Source organism: Bacillus cereus group sp. N6 (assembly GCF_016483705.1).
Taxonomy (GTDB): domain Bacteria; phylum Bacillota; class Bacilli; order Bacillales; family Bacillaceae_G; genus Bacillus_A; species Bacillus_A wiedmannii.
Genome location: NZ_JAEHBI010000036.1, coordinates 1 through 23,430, shown reverse-complemented (window position 1 = coordinate 23,430; position 23,430 = coordinate 1). Strand labels below are relative to the sequence as shown.

Genomic DNA, 23,430 nt, shown 5'->3' with positions numbered 1-23,430 from the left:
GAAGAAGCTTCCACTACTGTGGAAGCTTCTCTAAATGATGTGCAATATCAATATACATATTTGAGTAGACTGAATGTATTTCATTACTTGGCGTAGCGTTAGAAGAGAAGTGGACAATGACCATATTTGCTTTCGGATCGATGTAAAGTGTTTGTCCGTAACTACCTAACACTTCAAAAGCACCTTGTTCATTGTGCGGAATCCACCATTGATTATGATAAGAAATGGAAGCTCCAGGGCCAACTGCAAGTTCACCTTCTTGGACATTTTTTATATCTTTAGTAATAGAAGAAGGGAGAATTTGTTTTCCATTATATTCCCCGTTGTTTAATAGTAATTGCCCGAATCTAGCCATATCTCTAGCAGTTGCATTTAAACCAGCGCTAGCTTGTTCAACTTTTGTTTCATCGGTGACATAATAAGCATTTTCTTCCATACCAATTTGAGACCATATGCGCTCGCTAACATTTTCAGCTAATGATTTACCCGTGATAGTTCGAATAACCCAAGCGAGTGTTTCGGCTGATCCGTTATCGTAAGAAAAATCGGAACCAGGCGTTGCAGTTTCTTCTGCTTCTCGTAACATACCATAAATTTTCATCGGACCGTCGTAGTTTTTACCTCTAGGTAAAATATTGCTCGCTAAATATAGTTGTGCATCTTGATTTTCTAACGCTGGATGTTCGTATCCGTGAGTAGGGTATTCTACAGAAACTTGCATGTCCATTAATTGCTGAAGTGTGGCATTACCGAACGGTGTATTTTTTAATTCTTTTATATATGCGTCAGCTGTTTTTTCTAAGTCAATACGATTTTCTTCAGCGAGAGATTGTATAATTGCACCGGTAAAAACCTTTGCTAATGACGCCATGCCATGAGGTTCACTCTCGTTATATCCATTGAAATATCGTTCATAAACAAGTTGTCCATTATGTACAACGACAAAAGCATCCGTTTTGTTATCGTCTAAAAGTTTTTTTAGAGGAGTTGTATTTCCAAATCTCCGCTCCACAGCAAAATCGTCTAAGTTTTGTGATGCGGTAGAGAAGTGGGAAACGTGATCCGGGTTATTATTTACCTCGTTAATTAAAGTGAATTCTTTCATATGTGTGTACGACCAACGTAAGTAAGGATCATCTAACCAATTTTTTTTCGTCACGTTATTTTTTGATGGGATTGTTTTATTATGTTTGAAGTATGTAAAAACGAGCCCTGTAATTACAAATATGAATGTGATTATGAGTAAGAGTAGGGGAGATTTTTTAAGTTTCATATCGGTCCCTCCTTTTTTATTTCTATTATAAGTATACGCTTCTATTAAAAGAAATACAAAATAAGGAAAGTAAACGGGGAAGTTTACTTTCCTTATTCATGTTAAGCGGAAACTTTTCCATCTGTATGCTGTTTCTTGAATTTTTGTTTTCGTCCGTGTAATCCATAATATAGAAGTAAAGTGAAGGCAACGATAATAGCTGCGATAAAATACATATTATGGTAACTGGATTTCGCTGCGACGATACCTAAAATGAAAGAACCAAAGCCAATACCACTATCAAAGAATGAGAAGTAAGTAGCTGTCGCAGAACCACGTCGGTGGTTTGGAGCGGCAGAAATCGCAATCGTTTGGAAGCTAGGAATTAATGTCCCATAGCCTAAACCGATTAGCATACCTGCGCCAAGGAACCAAAATGAAGTTTGTGCTTGGCTTAAAATAAACATTCCAATTGTGAAAATAATGATAGCAGGGTAAACAAGTACATTTTCACCGAAGCGATCAAAAATCTTTCCTGTAAATGGACGAGAAATTACAACAACAAGTGCGTATACAATAAAGAAGTAACTAGCAACTTCTCCTAAACCGATCTCTTTTGCATAAATAGGAATAAAGGATAAAATGCCACTATAAGAAAAGGCTAAAACAAATCCTGTCAGAGCGATCGGAATAGAGGATGGTTCAATTAAGTCCTTCCATTTCATTTTTTCTCGTTTTTGTTTGTTCACTGGTGCTTCATGTGGAATATTTACAAGTAGTCCTAATAAAAATGCAAGCAATGAAAATACGGAACAAACGATAAATAGTACAGTAAATGAAAAATGAGAAATAATTGTTAAACCTAAAAAAGGACCAATTACCATCGGCAGACTCATGAATACGCCGAAATAGGCAAGTGCTTCGCCTCGTCTATGAGCTGGCGCCACATCTGTGACAATCGTACCAGTTGCTGTCGTTGCCATACCGAACCCAATACCATGTAAGAAGCGAAGGGCAAGTAATAAAAATAAACTTTGCGCACCGAAATACATAACAGTAGCAGCTAAAAATAATGAAAGTGAAATAAATAATATTTTCTTTCTTCCTAAATCATCGAGCCATTTACCTGTAAATGGTCTACATAAAACAGATGAAATAAGAAAAACAGTTGCAACTAAACCAATTTCCTCAGGTTTTCCTTTTAGGCCGTCTATTACATAGACAGGCAGAGTAGTCATAAGCATGTAAAATGTTAAGAAGAGAAATAGACTACTAAAACAAGTTCCGAGGAAATCCTTCGTCCAAAGTTTCTCACTTTGCATCGTCATCCCTCCAATTTAATCTAAATTTTTAATAATTTGTTGTAACACTTCAAATGCTTGATGTAAATCATCTTCGTTAATATCTTCTAGTGTTTTTTCTTCGAAAGTATCAACTTCTTCTTGCCATACCGGAATCATTTTTATCGCTGTCTCTGATAAAGAAATGAGCTTCTCACGACGATCTTTTCCTTCTGTACGAATAATCCAGCCCATCGTTTCCATACGTGTTAACGTACGAGTCATCGTTGGTGATTCAACATTTAAGTACTGGCACAATTCTGTTTGCGTACAAGAACCGGTTTGATTAATGCGGAAAATAACAGCCCATTGCGCACTGAATAGCCCAGTTGGAGATACGCGTTCATTAAATTTCTTTGTGAATTTTCGAGAAGTCTGGCTGACAATGTGAAAAAAATGTTGTTTTTCGTCCATGTATTTTGATCCTTTCAAATTAGTTACCTAGCTAACTATATACTTTTTCATTATAATTGTCTAGTAATAGACATGTTGATTTATGTAAAAATTTCGTATAGGTTTTATGTTGCGAACGTATATTCTGCATGCTATTCTTTAAGTAAGTAAAGAATTTTCTTTCTATTAAAAAGAATGGGGGAACTTGTGATGATTAAGCCTGCAACAATGGAGTTTGCTTCACTATCGAACGGAGAAACGATTGCGTATCAGGAAGTTGGAAGGCAAAATGCAGAAATTCTTGTACTCATTCACGGAAACATGACATCGTCACAACATTGGGATTTAGTAATTGAAAAGCTGCAAGACCGATACCATATTTACGCTCTTGATTTAAGAGGATTTGGACAATCAACATATAATCAATCGATAGATTCATTACAAGACTTTGCAAGAGATGTAAAACTATTTATTGATCAATTAAAACTAGAGAAATTTTCATTAATGGGCTGGTCAATGGGTGGTGGTGTTGCGATGCAATTTACAGCGAATCATCCAACTTTTGTTGAAAAGTTAATTTTAGTAGAATCAGTAGGCATGAAGGGATATCCAATTTTTAAAAAAGATATAAACGGGCAACCGATCGTATCAAGTTTAGTAAAGACGAAAGAAGAAATCGCGCAAGATCCCGTACAAATTGCTCCAGTGCTAGATGCGATAAAAAATATGAATAAATTATATTACCGTACAGTATGGAATCTATTAATATATACACATAATCAACCGGAACCGGATCGTTACGAAAAGTATTTAGACGATATGTTAACGCAACGTAATTTCGTGGATGTAAATTATGCGCTCATTACATTTAATATTTCGGATGAACATAACGGGGTTGTAGAGGGAAATAAGCAAATTCATCATATTAAAGCTCCAACACTCGTCATACAAGGTGACAGAGATTATGTCGTACCGCAAGTAGTCGGTGAGGAATTAGCAAAACATTTGCCGAATGCAGAGTTGAAAGTGTTAGAGGATTGCGGTCATTCGCCGTTTATTGATTGTTTAGATGTATTTATAAAACATGTAGAGGATTGGTTAGAAGAGAAATAATCCCCGAAATGATAAGTATTGCATATACTATAACATTGTAGGTAAAAGGGGAGATTATCCATGCATCATCCGTTCTTAATTGCGCATTCGCCATATAATCATCACTTATATACAAAAATAATGATAGCTCCGATGTATATGCAAGTTTCATCAGCTGTAGTTCCTTTACAAATGCAATACCCGCAGCCACCAATTGCTCATGCACAGCAATACGTGTATGAAACTGCTTTTTATAAACATCCGTATTTCAAGCAATTCCATAACAATGTGAAAGCGCAAGTATGGGAAGGATAAGAAGCTAAAAGATTCATTCTTTTAGCTTCTTTTTTATTCATAATATTCGTACACGCATTTGGAGAAACAGTTTATAATGAAAAGTGGAAAGCGTGAGAAGGAGAGGGAAAAGGATGTCGATGCGTTTTACTTTTTGGATTATGGTTGGAATTGTAGCAATCTCGGGTTTGTCACAAGGGATGCTTTTACCGGCCATTGCAATGATTTTTGAACAAGAAGGGGTAAGTTCAAGTATTAACGGTATTCATGCGACGGCATTATACATTGGGATATTAGTTATTTCACCGTTTCTTGAAAAACCGATGCAAAAGTTTGGAATGAAGCCAATTATCGTTATTGGTGGGTTTCTCGTTATTATTTCATTATTCTTTTTTACACAAACTTTTTCATTTTGGGTATGGTTTATTCTTAGATTTCTAGTTGGAGTCGGAGATCATATGCTTCATGTCGGAACACAAACATGGATTACGACAACATCAGACCCGAGTAAAATAGGGAGACAAGTATCGATATACGGTGTATTCTTCGGAATTGGTTTTGCCGTTGGTCCGTATTTAGCAAACACTGTGCAGTACGGTCTTGCAACGCCATTTATTATATCTACTATACTTTGCTTAATAGGTTGGCTATTATTACTTCCAACGAAAAATGCATTCCCGGCGCAAGATGAAAGAGAAGTGAAGAGTGAATCATCATTTTCTCGTTATAAACAAGTTGTTGGATTAGGTTGGATTGCATTACTAGGACCACTTGCATATGGCGTACTAGAAGCAATGTTAAATAGTAACTTACCAGTATACGCGCTTCGTAAAGGATGGTCTGTATCAGATGTATCCTTCTTATTACCAGCGTTCGCAGTTGGGGGCATTATTACACAAATTCCACTCGGTATATTAAGTGATAAATACGGAAGAGATCGTATTTTAACGTGGACGTTCAGCGTAAGTACGGGCATTTTCCTACTTGCAGCAGTATTTGATCACTATTACTGGATCGTCTTTGCCTGTATGCTGTTAGCGGGTATGGTCATTGGATCATGCTTCTCACTAGGTCTTGGATTTATGACAGATTTATTACCGAGACATTTACTACCAGCAGGTAATATATTATCTGGAATCGCCTTTAGTTTAGGAAGTATTATGGGACCTGTATTAGGAGGCGTATTTATAGAAAAAATACAGTATACAAGCTTTTTTATTGCGGTTATGATTATAATGGGAATTCTCGCAATGGTATATATGGTCTACATGAAGAATCAATTCGCATCAAGAAAAATAGAAAGTAGGTTAGGGCATGACAAAACAACCTAATAAAAAGAAATTTGAAGTACTCGAAAACGAAACAATTACAGACTGCTTAGCACGTATGGAACAAGAAGGCTATGCACCGTCTCGTCGTATGGAAGAACCAATCTTTCATGAAGTGAAGAAAAACGGCAAAACAGAAGTAGAACCGTGCGGTAGAAAGATTGTCTTTGAGGGGAAATTGAAGTAATACGTTATATAAAAAGAATTTGCTTTTGGGTACAAACAAGATAAAACATAAAGTCACATAAGAAAACGCTATTGATTCCAATATCAATAGCGTTTTTATTTTTAACAAATATATAGATCAAAATGAATTTCTGCTTGAATGGAACTAACAAAATCAATAATGTTTTTTTGTAAATACATCGCGGGTGATTCGTTATTCTCCACTTGCATTACTACCATAAAAAGAAACTCTAAACTATACTTCTTCTTGAGATGTTTTAATTGCTCTGTTTTTCCTTCAAGGGATTTTAGAATAACTTGCAACTGATTATTTATATCGTATGATTCTTGATAGCCGGTGCTGAAAGTCCAATTAGTTTCTTTTCTATATAGGGTTTTGGTGGATACAAGATTCGGATTATCACGTTTTGCAACAACATCACCTTTTTTATAAGTTCTTGTAGGCTCGATACTTAGGGCGTCGGTAATTGCTTCAACAGGGAATATATTACCCGTTGCACTAAAATAAGCCATAACTTTTGTTTTATCCAGAATGGCTCCTCCTCTATTATTAAGATGTTAATTTTATTACATTATAAAAATTTACGAATGTAAATAGAATTTTTATCCTGCTATTTGTGGGCAGCAAAGCTTCTAATGGGAGAAAAGTAGGTGAGAGCCAATTTTTCATAAAAGCTCACTAGTTCCATTGTATTGAATTCCGGCGTTGAGGCATTAGTTAAAGATGGATACCTATACATTTGTAGGACAGAACAATTATACAAAAGTAGGATGCTTAAAAATATAAATATTTGTATGATAAAAACAAAATATATTTTAAAAATCAGAATGTAGAGGAGAGGGAAATATATAATGATACAAAGCATATATGAAACTCATTTACATGTAAGAAATTTAGAAAAGGCGATAGATTTCTATCAAAATAAGTTAGGCTTAACAGTAGCAAAAAAACTATCAAAAGACGAGTTGCGTTCTTTTGGATAGGCGAAAATAAAGAGCAAATGCTCGGATTATGGGAAGTACATACGAATGAAGAGTTTGAGACGAAACACTTCGCTTTTCGTGTAGATTTAGAGTTTTTAAAGATTTCTAAATTATGGCTAGAGAAGCGTGGAATAGAGGTAGTAGGGAGTCAAGGGAAAGGAAATCGAGAACCAATTGTCCAAAGGTGGATGCCAGCTGCAAGTGTATATTTTCTAGATTGTGATGGAAATAAATTAGAGTTTATTTCTATGTTACATGATGATCCAGATGAATTAGAATATGCAACGTATTTAAGTGAATGGGATGCGGAGCATCAAGAAAAATAAAGTTTAAACAGTAGGAGTTATATAGTTTTGGATTATATTAAATAGATAGAGACAAATAAAATCCCTCAAGAAAAAGCACGTTCTTGAAGGATTTTTTATGCTTTATATATTTTATATTGCTTGTAACTTATTAATTGAATTTATTTTTAGATATTTCAGCGCGTTGAATATAACCATCAGAGAAGCTGAAATAAAGAGAATAGCTTCCTCGATTATATATAAAGCCTTCACTAGTCATATCCTCTCCGATTCCATCTGGCTCACCAAACCACTCTTTTAATTCATTAATAGTGATATCCATTTTCACTGAAATATATCTAGCGTCCGAAGGGTACATGTCAATATTATAATCGCCGTATACCGCTATATTAGGTGCATCACATTCTGTACATGATGCTTGCTTCCAAACATCAGGCGCTCCAAATTCTTTTTTCACTTCAGATATATCTTTACCTAGTGCATCTAATTTAAATGGACCAAACGTCCCATTCTGTAAAGCTGTTGTTAACATTTGTTTCATTTCTTCTTTTGTATTGATGTTGAAATTATAAGATCGGTTCTTTGCTATTGCATTATAGAAAAATTGTGCATATTGCTCACGCTTCACAATCATGTTGCCATTAAAATTACCTGATTCGTCACCTTGTGCTATACGGTTACTACGCACTGCATTTACAGATTCATAGGCCCAATGACCTTTTGGTACATCTTTAAAGCTCCCTTGTCCTTTTGATTCTAAATGAAATGCTTTTTGTAACACTACTGCCATTTCATATCGAGTTAATACATCATCTGGACGAAATGTACCTGATCCATCACCTTTCATAATTCCAGCTTGCGCAATGGCTTTAATATCCTTTTCAAACATATGATTTGTAATGTCCCTAAACATATTCGCCTGTTTATCATCTGCTATTAAACCTAAATGTCGATTGACTAAAGAAGCTACCTGTCCTCTAGTAACATTGTCCCCAAAACCAAATTTCCCATTTCCGTATCCTTTATAAATTCCTGCTGACGCTAAGTAATCGATAGCATCTTTTGACCAGTGGTCCTTTGGTACATCTGTAAATACAACGTTCGCATTGCTAGCTACCTTATAGCTATTTTCATTACCGTTTGTTTTCGTAGTTGTTTCTGCATTTACTGTACCTACCATCGTTGTAGTTGCTAATGCTGCAGTGATTATGAAACCGAAAAATTTTTTAGCTTTGCTTGTTTTCTTGCCCATTTGCGCAAGCCTCCCCAGTTTAATTTAACTTTATTAAATATACGTATTACACATTTAATATAACTAAATGCATGCATCGTGATTATAACATATAAATTATAATTATTGGTCATTTATTTCCGCAATATGGATAAATTTTGATAATATAACTGAAAATATAATATTTGGATAATGGATATTCAGCTCTATTTAATAATGGTATATACAGTAAAACATTCTGCTTTCCAATCTGTAATAGAAAACAGAACGTATATTTGGTATAATCGAAACATACTATATGAAACGATGTACATGAGTTTGACATTTACGTAATAAGGTAAGTACTACATAATAATAACTACGCTATAGAATTCAGTTCATGTTATACAAATCAATCGTTAGAAAGGAAAAGAAGTAATGAATCAAATTTCATTTGAAGATTTATTTGAAGAAGAAAACAAACCAGAAAAGGTGGAGGTAGCTGATATACCAGTACCTTTATCGCCATTGCAAAAAGATATATTGGAATTAGTGGATTCTGAAGAAATAAGTACACTTGAGCTATGTGAACAATTAATACGATCCGGCAAAATATCAGATGAAAGATTCACAACGAATAAGCCGAAAGCATATGGACAAGTATGCTTAGTATTAGAAGATTTTGTTAAAGAAGGAAAGCTTATTTTTGTCAAAAGCGATGAGAAAAGAGATAGGGTTTATAAATTAAAAGAAGAAGTTTCTAACATATAAGTTGTCCAGAGGTAAATGAATGTTTTCTAAGAAGAGAGTTCAGTAGTCAAAGAAAAAGGTGGTATCAATCAAGAAAGATTGATACCACCTTTTTCTTTTTTAACATCTTACATACTTACGTTTGAAACCAAGTCTGCCTCTATCAAGTTCTTTCTGAATACTTTCGGAAGCATTTAGCAAACTGCTTTTTTTATTATCACGTTTTACTTCAACTATACCAACTTCTTTTGCAATCTCGACTGCCTTTTCGTGTAGTGGCACATATGAAATTGCTACAGTGTTTAGAAAATTATTCATAGCGGATTTTGTTCGTTCTGGTGAATCATGGATCGTATTTTTTACCATTTCAAGCATAGTGGAAATTTTGCTTTCAGAAAACTCATTGTCTTTGCGATTTCCTAAAAGCCAGCAGTAGCAACTCCAGCCCGCTGACATTCGTAGCTCGTCTCCACTTGCAATCCATTTATCAGCAACATCTTGTGCAATATTTGATTCTGATAAAGTTACTGCCACCACATAATCGGACAACATATAAAAATATGCTCCGTCTATCCAGCGATCAAAATCAGACTCACTCATAGCTTTCGGGTCTGCAATAATGCCTGCAAAATACATAGCATCGTAGTTGCCTGTCGCATACAGTTCTTCAGCTAACTCTTGGTTTAATTTTATTTTTTTAGCGATTGGTTTCATAGCGCCTGTAGCTACGCCGAAAACTGGCTCGTGCGCACCGTTAGATATGTATATTTTTTTCGTTCTTTCCTTACCGAGGGATTCAAGCTCTTGCATAACTGTTTTTAAATCCATAGCTGTGCACTTCCTTCCTTCATATAAAAATCATTTTAATTGCGATCATCTAGTTTAAATTTTTTATCATGTCTTCCATACTTCCTAATTTTAAATCTTATGTGAGTAGGATGTCTACTTTCTGTAATTTATCGATAATTCAGTTATTGATTTTGAAATTCTAGCTATCTATAATTGTAAGGGTACTATATGAAAGTAGACGGGAAGGAAATACAGAAGTATAGCTTTTTACATAGATTGTTGGGATGAAAATAATATTTTATCTTTGGCTCTTTCTCGGTATTATCATGTTATTATTTGGAAAGGGGATAAATGGAATTTAAAGTTAAACATGTGAGGTTGGTTATAAGTGATAAAGAAATTTACTAGAGTAGTATTAACTGCAATTATGCCAATTGGTATGATTGCGGGTTGTGGAAATACTGAAAAAACTGAAGCAAAAGAGCCGAAAGCGGTACAATCGGAGAAAAAGGATTATACGGATTACTCGTATGGAAGCAAAGGTATAGTAGTAAGCGGCAAAGCGAAAGAGCGTCAACAATACGAGGTTGGATATATGGATGACAATAAGTTAATTGGAATTGATGAAAATATTGAGGATTGTATTATTTTAGATAATAAAGATGAAGCAGGTCTCGTTTGGAAACAAATAGAGCGTGGGTCTATTATTGAAGTGCAATATGGTAAAGACCGCAATGATATTGTAGGCGTACAATTAGTAGGAGATCGTGAGCCATACGAAATTAGTGATAAGTTTGATCGGAATACGATAAACGAGATTGTCGAAAACGTTAAAGGGAATTTGTAATAGATGTACTTCGCTAGTATAGGATTTATTATTATAAAATGATGAATCGCATATGTGAAAATTTAGAATCAACGGCATTTTTTATATGAAAATGCCGTTGATTTGTGTTAAAAAGTAAATGCTATTCTATAGTCTTGTAGAAAAACACGTATGAAACATAAATGAATTATTCTTCTTTTAGCTGTTATGATCGCCGTAAGGTTATTATCCAAAATAAAAGAGCACAAGCACTAACAGATACACCTAATATGCATACTCCATCCCAACCATATTTTGCATACGTATTTGTTGAAAGAATTGCACCTGTTGCACTACCGATAGAGTAAAAAATCATGTAACTGGCAGTGAGTCGACTTCTCGCTTCAGGACGCACTGTGAAAAGCATACTTTGATTGGTGACATGTACAGCTTGCACCGCTAAATCTAAAAGGATAATTCCGAAAATTAGTAATAATAGAGAATGGTTAATAGATTTAATTAGGAGCCATGAAAGTACTAATAATGATAAGGCTATGCCAGTTGTTCTTTGTCCGAATCCTTTATCAGCTAATTGTCCAGCTTTAGTAGCAGCTAATGCACCTGCAACTCCAGCAAGGCCGAATGCGCCAATAGCTGTATGAGATAGATTATGTGGTGTAGCACTTAGAGGTAATACTAAAGAAGTCCATAAAATACTGAATGAAGTAAAAATGAGAAATGCTAGTATTCCGCGAACGCGTAAAAGTCGTTCTTCTACAAATAATAAGAGAACAGAGTGTATTAATTTTCGGTAAGACATAGTTGTCACTTTTTTTAGTTCAAGAGTTGGTAAGTTCCGGTGTAACAAAACAGTTACGAAGAGTAAAAGAATAGCGGAGGTGAGATAAACGGATCGCCATCCAGCTAAATCTGTTAATGTGCCTGCAAATGTACGAGCAAGGAGAATACCTATTACAACGCCACTTGTAACGAAACCTACTATGCGTCCACGTTCTGCTGGATTAGCTAAAATTGATGCATATGCGACGAGTGTTTGCGTAACCGTTGCAAGAATACCTACTAAGGCCATACCTATAAAAAGTACGGTGCTTGAGGAAGCGCACCCGATTATAATTAAAGCGAAAACAGATAAAAGCATTTGGAGAATTATTATTTTCTTTTGGTTTAATAAATCACCAAGTGGAACTAATAAAAGTAAACCGAGTGCATAACAAACTTGAGTAATAGTAATTACAATACCGATAGTGGAATGACTCATCTTAAATTCATTTGATAAAGAATCAAGTAGTGGATGAGCGAAGTATATATTTGCTACAGCCATCCCACAAGCGATTGCGAATAATAGAGTCATATAGCGAGACATGGTTGCATGAACAGGTGAATGTATCTGAGTGTGAGTATGTTTTAGAATGGGCATCATTTTTTCTTTACTATTCATAAAAACAGCTCCTTTTTGCATTACTTACAAATAATGTACCGAACGGTATGTTATTTGTAAGTAAAATATAATCTTGAAGAAACATATATGTCAAGTTTATTTTGAGTTAATTATAATTTTTTTGACATGTCGTTTATAATCTAATACGATATATAACATACTGATTGGTACATAAATGACGATGTGTAATCTTAATAACTAGATATAGAAAGGATATGGTTTTAAATGGCACGACTACGCGAATTTGATGAAGAAAAAGCTTTGGATGCTGCTATGCAACTTTTTTGGGAGAAGGGATACGCAGCTACTTCATTAAGCGATTTAACTGCAAAAATGGAAATACAAAAGCCGAGTTTATATTCAGCCTTTGGTGATAAAGAGGGTTTATTTGAAGCGGCATTAAGGAGATACACAAATTTACATGCGGCTAATATACGAACAAAACTTCAAAACGAACAATCTGTAAAAGGAGCAATTCGGACGTTTTTTGAAAATATGGTGGAAGAGGAATATAAAAAAGAGTTCAGTAAAGGTTGTTTTTGTATTAACACAATGGTTGAACTTGCTTCTCATAATGAAAAATTTGAAGTACTGACTAGAGAACATCAAATGTATCTTGCAGTTATTTTTCAAGAATTAATTACGAAGGGAATACGATCAGGTGAACTGCAAAGTGATTTGAACGCTAAAGCATTAGCGCAAACATTAGTCACGTCCTTAATTGGATTAACAGTGTTAATGAAATCACGTCCAGAACGTTCCGTTATAGAAAATTCGATATCGATAATAGTATCGTTAGTAAAATGATCTTTGGGTGAGGTGTTAATCAGCAAATTAGATATTAAGAAAGTCGATTCCTTATTAAAATAAGAAATCGACTTATTATAATTATTTATTTTGTAAGTTGTCTTTCCAAAAATTATAGCTATTATCAATAACGTTTTTTAATTTGAAATAGTTTTCCCAAGTATCTTGCACATGGTAGAGAGTTTCGCCTTCGTCTATAAAAACATCACTGTAATCATTTATATATTTCCAGTCCTCGTCATGGTTAAAGTAGTACTTTGCGAATTGGTTGCCCTCATCATTTAACATGTCGTCTGCTAAAACGCCATCCCAGTTCATATAAATTTCTGTGCCAGTCATTTGTTTAAGTTTAAACTGATTAATTTCGTCTTGAGACTCTTCTTCAAATTCTTCACTAAATAAATTATGTTCAAGTATCCATCCTAAAAACATACCAGTATGTACAAAAGCTTGATCAATTGGTAAGTCCTCAGGGAAATCACCTTGATAATGGTACTTCGCTTTATCATAAACGATCGTATTTAACAATTAGGTCATCCCCTTTAATGTATAATCTAATAAACTTGTATGGTTTGTTTTAATATTTCAACTATGTTTTCAAGCCATTCTACCGGTGTGATTTCTAGCCCTTCAAAATATATCCCATCTGCTGAATATCGAATGTACGCTTGTTTTTCTTCAATGCTATAATCATTTTTTAGAAATTTAGATAGAAAAGCAATAGAGTCTTGTAAATATTCCTTGTGTGCCTCTTCTAATAATTCTTTAAGTGCTTCTTCGTAGAAAGTATCTTGATGGAAAGTGCCAGCTAGAAATTGGAAAACTTCATCATCTTCCATATTTTCTATTCGTAGCATACTCATACTCATCCTCCTTGTTTCGTATGTAGTGATATTTCACAATTAATTAATCTAGAATAATTAATTGTGAAAATAAACTTTCTATGTCTTTAGCATCTTTCTTGAAAAATTTAAGTATGCGTGCCATAACGTAGTAATTTTCCCCGCCACGCTCTGATACTAGAACATTCTTTTCGTTTTCTTTTGTCACTTCATTTTCTAATACAGAGTAGATGTGTTTGAAATCACCTTTTTCAAATACTACACAACATGTTAATAATGCTATGCTGTAGTAATAGCCAATAACATCATACATAGCAAATTGATTGTTTGGCATTAAATCTAATTGGTAAGAGTGTACTGTATTGGCAACGAGTCTAGTTATTCCTTCAGATTCAATAAAAGGTTTCATACGTAAGCAGTGATTTTTATTTAGTGGTGCATGAGCAAAAGATTTTAACTTATTAACTAGTTTCTTTACAATTTTTTGGTCTTCTTCATTTAATGTATCAATATTAGTGAGTAAAATATGAGCAATTTCTTTCATATAAAAACTCCTTTCAATGTAAAAAGATGACAACTATATTATAACGAAAAATTGAAAAGCTTAGTATTTTCAAATAGGGAAATTACATTAAATCAGGATCTAATTAATAGATACATAGTATTTATGAAAAAACGTAAAGGTCCTTCTTGGTGAAGAAAATCAGTAAAAGGTATCCTAATCTATTTTTTGAGAAGTAGTAGTGTGTAAGGGGATAAGTGTTTTTGACGGCAATTGCAATTGGTTATAAAATAATGTCTGTTAAGGGAGTTTATAGAAACTATCATTCACCTGCTGGGGGTAAAATGAAGTGTTTATAAAAAGGCGAAATAAACATATTTTTATACATAGTAGATTCATAGTCTTTCACTAATGAGAAAATAAAGGGAGGTTGAGATACTTACACGAACAGTGTAGGGTATCGATTACAGCAATGAAAAAGATAATTAAAAAAAGAGTAGTTGCACTATCAACAAGTTTAGTAATGTTAGGGAGTGCACCTTTAGCGATATCAGCAGAAGAGAGCAAAAACCTTCAAACGGATCAACTTCGTATCGCACAAGGGGAACGTGGAACGAGCGGATTAAGTTATTCGAATTTCAATCTAGAAACTCCAGATCACATGCAAATTAACGAAGCGGAAGTATCAGAGAATGAGAAAATTCTTCTAGAAGAATATAAGCATAAACATGATGAAACAGAAGAACTAAATAAAATGAAGGAAGCTAAAAAAGGTCAAGTAGCAGAAGATGAAGCTATTTCAAACATTGAAAAGGCATTTGAACATGTAGACGGTAAAAATGATGGCTCTACTCGTGAAATGAAGCCGGTTGAAAAGCCAAGAGCCATTCAGTATAGTGCATCGATGACTACAAAGAAATATGGAACACTTGCAGGTACTCCATTTGTAGAGTGGATTGTTCCAGCAGGAAACCCTGATATTCGCCCTGCTAATCCGATGAAAGCACGCTACATTACAATTCATGAGACTGCAAACACAGCCCGTGGTGCGAATGCTGAAAATCATGCGAAATATTTGTATAAACAAGCAACGGAAGGTACGTTCCGAACAGCTTCATGGCATTTTACTGTAGACGACAAACAAATTTATCAGCACTTACCAACAAATGAAAATGGATGGCATGCAGGAGATGGCGATGGCTCAGGAAATAGAGAGTCTATTGGTATCGAAATTTCAGTTAACCAAGATGGAGATTACAATAAAGCGTTAGAGAATGCAAAACGACTTGCAGGTTATTTAATGAACAAAGAAGGTATTAGTGCGGATCACATTTACAGGCATCAACAATGGAGCGGAAAAAACTGTCCTGATATTTTAATTTCTCGTGGGAATTGGACTGGCTTCGTACAAGGTATTCAATGGTATGCAAATGTTAATGCGCAAATTGACTCGCCTTTACAAGAAAGAGATGAGCTATTTGATTCAAATGAATATAATCCAGCTGAACCTAATATGGAGCTTGTAGTGAATGGTGACGGTATAAACGTACGTAGTGGCGTAGGACTTGAGCATCATATTGTTCGTAAAGCTTCAAACGGAGATCGTTACAAAGTGTTAGCAGTTAAAAATGGTTGGTATAAAATAGGAAATGGAGAGTGGATTTTCTATAATCCAAGTTGGATTAAAATTAACTACAATGTACCAAAAGAAGAAGTACAGAAGCCAAAAGATGATATTACAGGTGGATGGTTTGAGGGACATATTCGTAAACTACACAGTCTAGGTATTATGAATGGAGAAGGAAATGGTGTATTTGCGCCTTATCGTAATGTAACGAGAGCTGAGTTTGCGACATTAATCTCAAATGCTCTTAAACTACCAGAAGGAAATAAGTCATTTGTAGATATTAACGAAGCGCATTCATCACTTCATGACGGTATTAAACGTAGTGCAAGTGCAGGAATTATTAGCGGTCGTGGCGGAGGGATTTTTGACCCAAATGCGCCAATTACTCGTGAAGAAGCATCTATCATGATTGACAACGCATTACAGTATAAAGGTGTTACAGGTGAATTAGTCGCATTACCATTTAGGGATAAACATTTGATCACATATAAACAGCCTGTTCAACGATTATACAGCTTAAAGGTAGTTACTGGTGTTGGAAATAATGAGTTTAATCCTAAAGGTACAACAACTCGTGGCGAGGCAGCTGCTTTTTTAGTGAAGATGTTAGACTCTATGCAAAAATAAAAATGGTATGTAAAAGTTTGTACTGATGCAAGAAAAAGTAATAAGGATGTTAAAGGAGCTATCCAAAATGAAAATTTGGAACAGCTCCTTTTTATTTTAGCCCCTATGAAGCCCCTTCCAAGCCCCTCATAAGCACCTACCAAGTAATAAATCACTAAGAAAAAACAAAACAAAAACAACTACAAGAACAAAAAAGCGCGAAAAAATAAAACCGGCGTTGTAGTAGTTAAAAAAATTTGGAATTCAAATGCAAAAACAAAGCCCTCATTCCTATATGTATATTGAAGGGGTGAATTCTGCCTTTTTATGAATAAAAGGAGGAGGGAAATATATGGCGGTGTACCGTAATGTGCAGGTGAACTTTTGGCAAGATGAATTCATATTAGATTTAACGCCAGAGGAGCGTTATTTATATATATATTTGTTAACTGGTACGAAAACGAAGCAATGTGGAATTTACGTATTACCGAAGCGTGTGTCAGAACTGGAAACAGGCTACAGTATGGAAACTGTTGAGAAGCTGTTAAATAGATTTGTTGAATACGGAAAGAGTTTATACGATGCGGAAACGAAAGAGTTATACATACTAAATTGGCTACACTATAACCCTATTTTAAATACAAATGTAGAGAAGTGTGTGTTACGTGAGTTAAAGACTGTAAAAAATAAAGAGTTCATACATATGTTTTTACGTAAATGTTTGGAAGAAGAATGGAAGATTCCATTGTTATTGCAGCATTTTGGTATGCCAGAGGAAGAGGTTAATAGTAGTTTACAAGAAGTTGTTGAGGAGGAAGATATAGAAACGGATACTCCGCATAGTGAAGTTTATAAGTTTTACGAACAAAATATAAGTAGTCTATCCCCATATATCGTGAAGGAATTGAAGAATTGGATACAAAGACTTTCAGGAGAGACAGTACTAAAGGCACTTAAAGTTGCGTTTGAACAGAATAAGCGAACGTTTGCTTATGTGAAGGGGATTTTGAGGAATTGGTGTAAGAAAGGGCGGGGAGATTTCAGTGGAAGAAAGGAAGGAGAAGTCTGTTTACATGATCCATAGCATAAGAAAAGATGGATTTTTCCTATTCAAAAAGGTTCTTTCAAAATAGAAGCGAATAGTTTGAGAAAGGAGGGGTTATATGGAAGTCGTCATAAAGAAGAAACGAACTAGAGGGAAGAAAATTTTTATTTGGTCTAGTAGTATCGTTCTTTTGGTAGTTATTTGTACAGTGATTTTTTTGAACATATATACGCTTAGTTCTGTGCCAAAGATAGATGGGACGATAAAGCTAGAGGATTTACAACATGCTGTTCAAGTAAAGCGAGATAGTAAAGGGGTACCTCATATTAAAGCGGAAAATGTACATGATTTATATTTTTCGCAAGGGTATGTACAAGCGCAAGATCGTTTGTTTCAAATGGATTTAAGTAGAAGGCAAGCTTCTGGGATGTTGAGTGAAGTTGTAGGGGAAGCAGCTGTTGATCGAGATAAGTTGTTTCGAACGCTCGGTTTACGGCGAGCAGCCGAAGCGTCTGTTAGTCAATATGACGGGGAAGCGAAATATGCCTTGCAGTCATTTGCTGATGGAGTGAACGCTTTTATACGTGAGGCAAAAGAAGAAAAGAAATCGCCAGTTGAGTTTACTATATTAGGCTATGAGCCTGCTGAATGGTCTATTGTTGATACGTTAACGATTGGAAAGTATATGGCGTTTGATTTAGGTGGACATTGGCACGGACAGGCGTTTCGATATTGGGCGCTGAAAAATTTGCCGAAAGAGCAAGCAAATGAGCTATTTCCTACATATCCGAAAGATGCGCCTAGATTGTTAGCTGAACTGAAAAATACAAATGTGGACGTAGCACAAAGTTTTGCAAAAACGATTATTCCGCCAGAGTTTAATGGTAGTAATAATTGGGTCATAAGCGGTGAGAAAAGTGCGTCTGGTAAGCCAATCTTAGCGGATGATCCTCATTTATCTCTTGCGACGCCTTCAATTTGGTATCAATCGCAACTCGAAATGAAAGATTTACATGTGAGTGGTGTTATTTTCGCTGGAGTACCGGGTGTTATATTAGGTCACAATGACAAAATAGCATGGGGCGTTACGAATACAGGTCCTGATGTGCAAGATTTATATATTGAGAAGCGAAATCCTAATAATGAAAATGAATTTTTGTATAACGATAAGTGGGAAAAAGCTACAGTTGTTGATGAATCTATTAAAGTAAAAGGCGGGAAAACAATTCCGTATAATGTGACGGTTACGAGGCATGGTCCAGTTATTTCAGAGTTTGCGGATAAAGTAAAAGAGAAAACAAGAACAGTATTCGCTTTGAAATGGACTGCTTTGGAGCCTTCTGCTGAATTAAAGGCTGTATTAAATATGAATAAAGCGAAAGATTGGAATGAGTTTGAAACGGCACTTCAAGATTTTCATACACCAACTCAAAACTTTGTATTTGCATCAAATGACGGCACAATTGCGTATAAAGCGAATGGAAATATACCAGTGCGTAAAAAAGGTGATGGAAGTTTGCCAGTGCCAGGGTGGACAGATGAATATGAATGGGAAGGGTATATCCCATATGATCAACTTCCAAAAGTAATAAATCCAAAACAAGGGTTTATTTCAACTGCGAATAATAAAATTGTGGATGATAATTATCCGTACCATATTAGTAATACGTGGGCACAGCCATATAGGCAAATGCGTATTCAAGAATTTTTACAAGAGAAAGAAAAGTATACGGTGAAAGATTTAGAAGAGTTACAGATGGATCAAAAAAATTTATACGGGAAAGAATTTGCCCTTATATTTTTAAAAGAGTTAAATAAAGCATCTTTAAATGAAGTAGAGAAAGAAGGCGTAAAACAATTAACAAAGTGGAATTTTTACGATAGTAAAGATGAAGCGGCACCATTAATATTCCATTTGTTAATGAAAGAGATTTCGAATACGTTATTTTCAAAAGAAATACCGAAAGATGTGATGGAGTTATTTGAAGGGAAGTCACAAGTTGTTGATGAATTGATTCGAAAAGAAGTAGCGGGAGAAAACGGCGCTTGGTTTACGAAGTACGGAGGCTTCACAAAAGTTGTGCATACATCGTACGAAAATGTAATGAAGAAACTGCAGAAGGAATATGGCCCTGATGTTGCGGAGTGGAAGTGGGGCGATTACCATCAACTGGCGTTCACACATCCAATTTCAAAATCATCTAGTATGCTAGCACTACTTGCATTTAATCGTGAAAAACCAATTCCAATCGGCGGAAGCCAAGTTACCGTTCAAGCAGCGAGTTACGGAGAAAATGGTATTGTAAATCACGGAGCTTCTTGGAGATTTGTTATTGATACAAAAGATATGTCAAACGGTTATCATATTGTAGGACCGGGACAATCGGGACATTTTAGAAGCGATTGGTACCATGATCAAATAGATGATTGGGTAAATGGAACGTATCATACGACTACATTGAATACGGAGGGGATAGAGGGGAAAGTGTTAACTTTAGAGCCGAAGTGATAATATTTCCACTGATTAAAAATTATAAATTAGAATATAACCCAGTTCTTAAATGATTTTAAAAGCCTACTATCAGTTAAGTGGATAGTAGGCTATTTTATAGGATAAGATTCAATAATTTTGTTATGACAAAACAGTAAGTGTTTTAACATTTACTTATACGATAACGGGCCTTATTTACTCTGTTACAGTTGCTCATTTTTATACACCGCGAAACATTTTGTTATTCAATAATTCCAATTTCTAGAGCCTTTTGAACAGCTTCTTCTTTGTTACGGACTCCTAGCTTTGTATAAGCTGTGGAAGCATAATTTCTGACCGTACCACTCGATAAATATAACCTTGATGCTATGGTAGTGTATCGAAGGCCTTTTGCTACTAGCTGCAATATTTCTATCTCCCTAGCTGTTAGCTCATAAGCGGTTGCTTTTGATTGTGGTGTCTCTTTTTGCACATCAAACTTCTCAAATATTTTGTGAGACATTCCCTGATCAATTAGTGTCCCACCTTTGTGAATAAGACGTATCGTATTAGCTAGCTCCAACGTTTCAATAGATTTAAGTAAGAAACCATCCGCACCGTTGCGAAGCGATTCTAACGCCTGTTCGGTATCCTGAAACGTTGTAAAGATCAATACGCGGATATGTGTCCATTGTTGCTTAATCTTTTTGGTTGCTTCGACTCCATCCATGTGCTGCATATCTAAATCCATAAGTATAACATGGGGTTGAAGGCGCCCACACAAATCGATGGCTTGATTGCCATCCTCAGCCAAACCGACTACATTTAAATCTTCATATCTATCGAGTAGTGTCCTCAAACTTTCTCGAACAAATGGCTGATCGTCTACAATTAATAAACGAATAAGTCCATCTTTTATTTCAGTTTGTCGTGGTATGGTACATGTAACAAGCATTCCTTCCTCTGGCTTTGTATATACAGACAATTGACCTTGCAAGTTCATTGCCCGTTCTTTCATCGCATTCATACCGAAGCCTTCCTGCCATTCTACATTTCCTTTTCCATTATCTTGAACTTCTAATCTCGTATATTGTTGTTCAAACTGCAATGAAACTATAATTTCAGTTCCCTGTCCATGACGTACTGCATTCGTAAGGGACTCTTGTAAGCAACGAATGAATGCTATCTTCGCTTGCCGAGACAATTCATATTCCTCTCCGAATATCCTAAAACTTACATTTACTTGAGCGTGCTCCTGAAATTCGGCTCCAAGATTTTGTAGAGATTGAATTAAGGAAGGCGATTGACACGGAGAATCCATTTGATGTAGGTAACCTCTCACGTCCTCGATGCTTTTCCGTCCCATTTCAAGCAGAGAATCTAGCCTCTGATACCCATTTCAGTAGCAAGTTCGGTACGCAATGTTTCCATCCCCATAATAATAGAAGTATAAGCGTGACCAACTGTATCATGAAGCTCACTCGACAGTCTGTTCCGTTCTTCTGCCAGTGTAATGCGTTCAATCTGAGACATATATTGCTCAAGTACCGCGTTTTGTTTACGAATCGCTTCATTTTGCTTATGATTGACGATTAATAAATGGAAAGCGAAGCCCATTACATAAGCAAGTCCATAGTTGGTAACCATAATCCAATAGCTATTACTTGGCGCAACCGCATAGAAAATTCCAGTTGTTATAAAAACTGTTGTTGGAGCTGTCCAATAATAGGACAAATGCTGACTATTCGCAGCAATCAGAAAAACCGATATAAGAAATGTAACGTTAGCTCCCGGAAATAAAGAAGTTAAATATATACACAGTCCACCATATAGCAGTATTTCTGTGAACAAATAATATTTATAATTGAATAGTAAGGCTACCCATGGAACAGAGAAGGCAATAATTTCCCAAAGAATAATAATCCAAATTGGCAATGTTAAACTATCCTGAAAATCTAATGTGGTTATGGCGATAGAGACACTAACAAGTATACGGACTCCTAACATAATCCAATCGTACCAAAACCAATACTTAACCATATCTAACAAGTCATTTACCCCCTAAGTAGCCTACCTTTTTACTTCCTATATTATAAATTAATCCTTCATACATTGTTATACTTTTTAATTTTACACTGCAATTCTCTTACAGAAGGCAAACTTCTATTGATTTAGTTGCCGGATCATGCTACGTGTATAGCCCCCAATTTTCTTTGTTAAACAATCTACTATTTTAATACTTATGGCGGTAAATACTATACCCATAAACATTACAAAGAGTGACTTGGCAAACGTATCTATCTGTATGAATATGATATTCATTTCAATGTAGCGATACAGTAGTGGTGCTAACAGGAACATGAGTGGCATTACATAAAAAATGGTTGCACTAATGAGACTAAAAATGCCAATCGCAAATTTCTGCATTAACCAATAGACAGCAGACCAAGTGCGACGATCAGTAAGCACTAATTTCACCTGAGTCCAGTTCGATGTATCTATTGTTATACTTTTATCATAAGAGTCTGTTGAAATATCTGTATAAATTTTCGTCTGTATGCGCTCGAATTGGATAAAAGGTGTAGTAGTCTGTAGTACACGTATAACTAGTGGAATCCCAATTACCGTAAATGAAAGGGTGAAACTGAATAGCGGTGCTATTAGATAAAAACAAAAATAAAACAATCCTGTAACGAAAGTTAGCAATAAAAAATAACCATTCTGGATGAATCTTGATTTCATAAAGTTCATCGCTCCTATCTATGTAATAACCGAATTGTACTGCTTTTTTTGTCATTCTCACTAGTGTAAAAGTGTCATATGACATTTCTAAATGATGCTAAAAAGGGGAGAGTAACCTACTTCTGGTTAAAAAAGATGCTTATATTAATCTCCATAAAACAATCCCGCTTTAATGGGCAGTAAGACCCCCACCTGAAAATGCAGCAAAAGCAAAGAATTTAGGTGGGGGATCAACTGCCCATAAAAGTCCGATTGGTTCAACTAATAATCAGTGGGGGATGAAGAAAATCCCCACTGATTAAAGTTTCACTTTATTTAATATGAGATGGACTTGTTTTTCGAATGTGAAAAATAATATCAAATTGCTCAAGCAATGACTTATCAAAGTATGCCAATTGGTTCGGTAAGAGTCGTGCCCCTATACTTAGTAATGGTCTTTTTGCTTTAACCCATTTCTCTGCCGGTCCTTTAAGGTGACGGTTATCCAATAAAAACATTTTATATGGTACTTTTCCGAGGGTATAATGATGCTAGTCTAAATGATAGACACACCGAACAGAGAGTTTATACTAAAAACAAATAAACAAGTTCGAGGTGTCTTA

At 35.3% G+C, this 23,430-nt stretch carries 21 protein-coding genes and 3 pseudogenes; 11 read left to right on the top strand and 13 right to left on the bottom strand.

The window, feature by feature from the left end:
• Window positions 1-13: 13 nt before the first annotated feature.
• The 3 genes from JDS99_RS21610 to JDS99_RS21600 form a co-directional block, all read right to left on the bottom strand.
• On the bottom strand, window positions 14-1,273 hold the full coding sequence (locus JDS99_RS21610) for a serine hydrolase domain-containing protein (RefSeq protein ID WP_199695687.1): 1,260 nt from the start codon (window positions 1,271-1,273) through the stop codon (window positions 14-16).
• Between the two features lie 101 nt (window positions 1,274-1,374).
• The gene (locus JDS99_RS21605) at window positions 1,375-2,574 is read right to left on the bottom strand and encodes an MFS transporter (RefSeq protein ID WP_087984184.1); all 1,200 of its coding nucleotides are present in this window, start codon (window positions 2,572-2,574) and stop codon (window positions 1,375-1,377) included.
• 15 nt (window positions 2,575-2,589) lie between these two features.
• The gene (locus tag JDS99_RS21600) at window positions 2,590-3,006 is read right to left on the bottom strand and encodes a MarR family winged helix-turn-helix transcriptional regulator (protein ID WP_046954781.1); all 417 of its coding nucleotides are present in this window, start codon (window positions 3,004-3,006) and stop codon (window positions 2,590-2,592) included.
• A gap of 174 nt (window positions 3,007-3,180) precedes the next feature.
• On the opposite strand from JDS99_RS21600, the gene phaZ reads away from it, so the two are divergent.
• The 4 genes from phaZ to JDS99_RS21580 all read left to right on the top strand — a co-directional run bounded on the left by phaZ (window position 3,181) and on the right by JDS99_RS21580 (window position 5,886).
• Window positions 3,181-4,098 carry an intracellular short-chain-length polyhydroxyalkanoate depolymerase gene (gene phaZ / locus JDS99_RS21595; protein WP_199695686.1) on the top strand — a complete coding sequence of 306 codons (918 nt, stop codon included), beginning with the start codon at window positions 3,181-3,183 and terminating at the stop codon, window positions 4,096-4,098.
• 60 nt (window positions 4,099-4,158) lie between these two features.
• Window positions 4,159-4,392 carry a hypothetical protein gene (locus JDS99_RS21590; RefSeq protein ID WP_199695685.1) on the top strand — a complete coding sequence of 78 codons (234 nt, stop codon included), beginning with the start codon at window positions 4,159-4,161 and terminating at the stop codon, window positions 4,390-4,392.
• A 113-nt stretch (window positions 4,393-4,505) separates the two neighbouring features.
• Complete coding sequence (locus JDS99_RS21585; RefSeq protein WP_199695684.1) at window positions 4,506-5,702, top strand: MFS transporter; 1,197 nt, start codon at window positions 4,506-4,508, stop codon at window positions 5,700-5,702.
• Entirely contained in the window at window positions 5,686-5,886 is a 201-nt protein-coding gene (locus JDS99_RS21580) for an NETI motif-containing protein (RefSeq protein WP_000166305.1), read from the top strand. Before JDS99_RS21585 ends, JDS99_RS21580 begins: the two co-directional genes overlap by 17 nt.
• 101 nt (window positions 5,887-5,987) lie before the next feature.
• On the opposite strand, the gene JDS99_RS21575 is transcribed toward JDS99_RS21580, so the two are convergent.
• Window positions 5,988-6,398, bottom strand: coding sequence for a DUF4279 domain-containing protein (locus JDS99_RS21575; protein ID WP_088064011.1), 411 nt, complete (start codon window positions 6,396-6,398; stop codon window positions 5,988-5,990).
• Between the two features lie 339 nt (window positions 6,399-6,737).
• Between JDS99_RS21575 and JDS99_RS21570 the strand changes: the two are divergent.
• Window positions 6,738-7,195, top strand: a pseudogene (locus JDS99_RS21570) (VOC family protein).
• 130 nt (window positions 7,196-7,325) lie between these two features.
• On the opposite strand, the gene JDS99_RS21565 reads toward JDS99_RS21570, so the two are convergent.
• The gene (locus JDS99_RS21565; protein WP_199695683.1) at window positions 7,326-8,426 is read right to left on the bottom strand and encodes an S-layer homology domain-containing protein; all 1,101 of its coding nucleotides are present in this window, start codon (window positions 8,424-8,426) and stop codon (window positions 7,326-7,328) included.
• A gap of 396 nt (window positions 8,427-8,822) precedes the next feature.
• Here JDS99_RS21565 and JDS99_RS21560 point away from each other — a divergent pair, with 396 nt between their 5' ends.
• Window positions 8,823-9,155, top strand: a complete 333-nt coding sequence (locus tag JDS99_RS21560; RefSeq protein WP_087984191.1) for a DUF3895 domain-containing protein — start codon at window positions 8,823-8,825, stop codon at window positions 9,153-9,155.
• Window positions 9,156-9,254: 99 nt separating this feature from the next.
• Here JDS99_RS21560 and JDS99_RS21555 read toward each other — a convergent pair whose 3' ends face one another.
• On the bottom strand, window positions 9,255-9,962 hold the full coding sequence (locus tag JDS99_RS21555) for a DNA alkylation repair protein (protein ID WP_088064009.1): 708 nt from the start codon (window positions 9,960-9,962) through the stop codon (window positions 9,255-9,257).
• Between the two features lie 349 nt (window positions 9,963-10,311).
• Between JDS99_RS21555 and JDS99_RS21550 the strand changes: the two genes are divergently transcribed.
• Window positions 10,312-10,770, top strand: coding sequence for a hypothetical protein (locus tag JDS99_RS21550; protein WP_088609319.1), 459 nt, complete (start codon window positions 10,312-10,314; stop codon window positions 10,768-10,770).
• 184 nt (window positions 10,771-10,954) lie between these two features.
• On the opposite strand, the gene JDS99_RS21545 is transcribed toward JDS99_RS21550, so the two are convergent.
• Window positions 10,955-12,187, bottom strand: coding sequence for an MFS transporter (locus tag JDS99_RS21545; protein WP_098201155.1), 1,233 nt, complete (start codon window positions 12,185-12,187; stop codon window positions 10,955-10,957).
• 225 nt (window positions 12,188-12,412) lie between these two features.
• On the opposite strand from JDS99_RS21545, the gene JDS99_RS21540 reads away from it, so the two are divergent.
• A complete protein-coding gene (locus JDS99_RS21540; protein WP_199695682.1) occupies window positions 12,413-12,994 on the top strand; it encodes a TetR/AcrR family transcriptional regulator in 582 nt (193 codons plus the stop codon).
• Window positions 12,995-13,075: 81 nt separating this feature from the next.
• Here JDS99_RS21540 and JDS99_RS21535 read toward each other — a convergent pair whose 3' ends face one another.
• Genes JDS99_RS21535 through JDS99_RS21525 form a run of 3 tightly spaced genes read right to left on the bottom strand, consistent with a single transcriptional unit; the run spans window position 13,076 to window position 14,380 of the window.
• On the bottom strand, window positions 13,076-13,522 hold the full coding sequence (locus JDS99_RS21535; RefSeq protein WP_063220963.1) for a DUF7832 domain-containing protein: 447 nt from the start codon (window positions 13,520-13,522) through the stop codon (window positions 13,076-13,078).
• Window positions 13,523-13,548: 26 nt separating this feature from the next.
• Window positions 13,549-13,851, bottom strand: a complete 303-nt coding sequence (locus JDS99_RS21530) for a contact-dependent growth inhibition system immunity protein (RefSeq protein WP_199695709.1) — start codon at window positions 13,849-13,851, stop codon at window positions 13,549-13,551.
• Window positions 13,852-13,900: 49 nt separating this feature from the next.
• On the bottom strand, window positions 13,901-14,380 hold the full coding sequence (locus JDS99_RS21525) for a hypothetical protein (RefSeq protein ID WP_098201153.1): 480 nt from the start codon (window positions 14,378-14,380) through the stop codon (window positions 13,901-13,903).
• A gap of 430 nt (window positions 14,381-14,810) precedes the next feature.
• On the opposite strand from JDS99_RS21525, the gene JDS99_RS21520 reads away from it, so the two are divergent.
• The 3 genes from JDS99_RS21520 to JDS99_RS21510 all read left to right on the top strand — a co-directional run bounded on the left by JDS99_RS21520 (window position 14,811) and on the right by JDS99_RS21510 (window position 20,125).
• On the top strand, window positions 14,811-16,592 hold the full coding sequence (locus JDS99_RS21520; RefSeq protein WP_199695681.1) for an S-layer homology domain-containing protein: 1,782 nt from the start codon (window positions 14,811-14,813) through the stop codon (window positions 16,590-16,592).
• Window positions 16,593-16,923: 331 nt separating this feature from the next.
• Entirely contained in the window at window positions 16,924-17,655 is a 732-nt protein-coding gene (locus JDS99_RS21515; protein WP_199695680.1) for a DnaD domain-containing protein, read from the top strand.
• A gap of 79 nt (window positions 17,656-17,734) precedes the next feature.
• Window positions 17,735-20,125 (top strand): penicillin acylase family protein, encoded by a 2,391-nt coding sequence (locus JDS99_RS21510; protein WP_088609321.1) that lies wholly within the window; start codon window positions 17,735-17,737, stop codon window positions 20,123-20,125.
• A 223-nt stretch (window positions 20,126-20,348) separates the two neighbouring features.
• On the opposite strand, the pseudogene JDS99_RS21505 reads toward JDS99_RS21510, so the two are convergent.
• From JDS99_RS21505 to JDS99_RS21495, 3 genes and pseudogenes are all read right to left on the bottom strand, one after another.
• Window positions 20,349-22,135, bottom strand: a pseudogene (locus JDS99_RS21505) (response regulator).
• Between the two features lie 114 nt (window positions 22,136-22,249).
• Window positions 22,250-22,828, bottom strand: a complete 579-nt coding sequence (locus tag JDS99_RS21500; RefSeq protein ID WP_199695679.1) for a sensor domain-containing protein — start codon at window positions 22,826-22,828, stop codon at window positions 22,250-22,252.
• A gap of 311 nt (window positions 22,829-23,139) precedes the next feature.
• Window positions 23,140-23,355, bottom strand: a pseudogene (locus JDS99_RS21495) (erythromycin esterase family protein); the annotation flags it as partial.
• Window positions 23,356-23,430 lie beyond the last annotated feature (75 nt).

Coding starts and splice junctions, on each gene's coding strand:
- JDS99_RS21610 (WP_199695687.1), bottom strand. CDS start 1,273: ATGAAACTTAAAAAATCTCCCCTACTCTTACTCATAATCACATTCATA.
- JDS99_RS21605 (WP_087984184.1), bottom strand. CDS start 2,574: ATGCAAAGTGAGAAACTTTGGACGAAGGATTTCCTCGGAACTTGTTTT.
- JDS99_RS21600 (WP_046954781.1), bottom strand. CDS start 3,006: ATGGACGAAAAACAACATTTTTTTCACATTGTCAGCCAGACTTCTCGA.
- phaZ (WP_199695686.1), top strand. CDS start 3,181: ATGGGGGAACTTGTGATGATTAAGCCTGCAACAATGGAGTTTGCTTCA.
- JDS99_RS21590 (WP_199695685.1), top strand. CDS start 4,159: ATGCATCATCCGTTCTTAATTGCGCATTCGCCATATAATCATCACTTA.
- JDS99_RS21585 (WP_199695684.1), top strand. CDS start 4,506: ATGTCGATGCGTTTTACTTTTTGGATTATGGTTGGAATTGTAGCAATC.
- JDS99_RS21580 (WP_000166305.1), top strand. CDS start 5,686: ATGACAAAACAACCTAATAAAAAGAAATTTGAAGTACTCGAAAACGAA.
- JDS99_RS21575 (WP_088064011.1), bottom strand. CDS start 6,398: ATGGCTTATTTTAGTGCAACGGGTAATATATTCCCTGTTGAAGCAATT.
- JDS99_RS21565 (WP_199695683.1), bottom strand. CDS start 8,426: ATGGGCAAGAAAACAAGCAAAGCTAAAAAATTTTTCGGTTTCATAATC.
- JDS99_RS21560 (WP_087984191.1), top strand. CDS start 8,823: ATGAATCAAATTTCATTTGAAGATTTATTTGAAGAAGAAAACAAACCA.
- JDS99_RS21555 (WP_088064009.1), bottom strand. CDS start 9,962: ATGGATTTAAAAACAGTTATGCAAGAGCTTGAATCCCTCGGTAAGGAA.
- JDS99_RS21545 (WP_098201155.1), bottom strand. CDS start 12,187: ATGAATAGTAAAGAAAAAATGATGCCCATTCTAAAACATACTCACACT.
- JDS99_RS21540 (WP_199695682.1), top strand. CDS start 12,413: ATGGCACGACTACGCGAATTTGATGAAGAAAAAGCTTTGGATGCTGCT.
- JDS99_RS21530 (WP_199695709.1), bottom strand. CDS start 13,851: ATGCTACGAATAGAAAATATGGAAGATGATGAAGTTTTCCAATTTCTA.
- JDS99_RS21525 (WP_098201153.1), bottom strand. CDS start 14,380: ATGAAAGAAATTGCTCATATTTTACTCACTAATATTGATACATTAAAT.
- JDS99_RS21520 (WP_199695681.1), top strand. CDS start 14,811: ATGAAAAAGATAATTAAAAAAAGAGTAGTTGCACTATCAACAAGTTTA.
- JDS99_RS21515 (WP_199695680.1), top strand. CDS start 16,924: ATGGCGGTGTACCGTAATGTGCAGGTGAACTTTTGGCAAGATGAATTC.
- JDS99_RS21510 (WP_088609321.1), top strand. CDS start 17,735: ATGGAAGTCGTCATAAAGAAGAAACGAACTAGAGGGAAGAAAATTTTT.
- JDS99_RS21500 (WP_199695679.1), bottom strand. CDS start 22,828: ATGAAATCAAGATTCATCCAGAATGGTTATTTTTTATTGCTAACTTTC.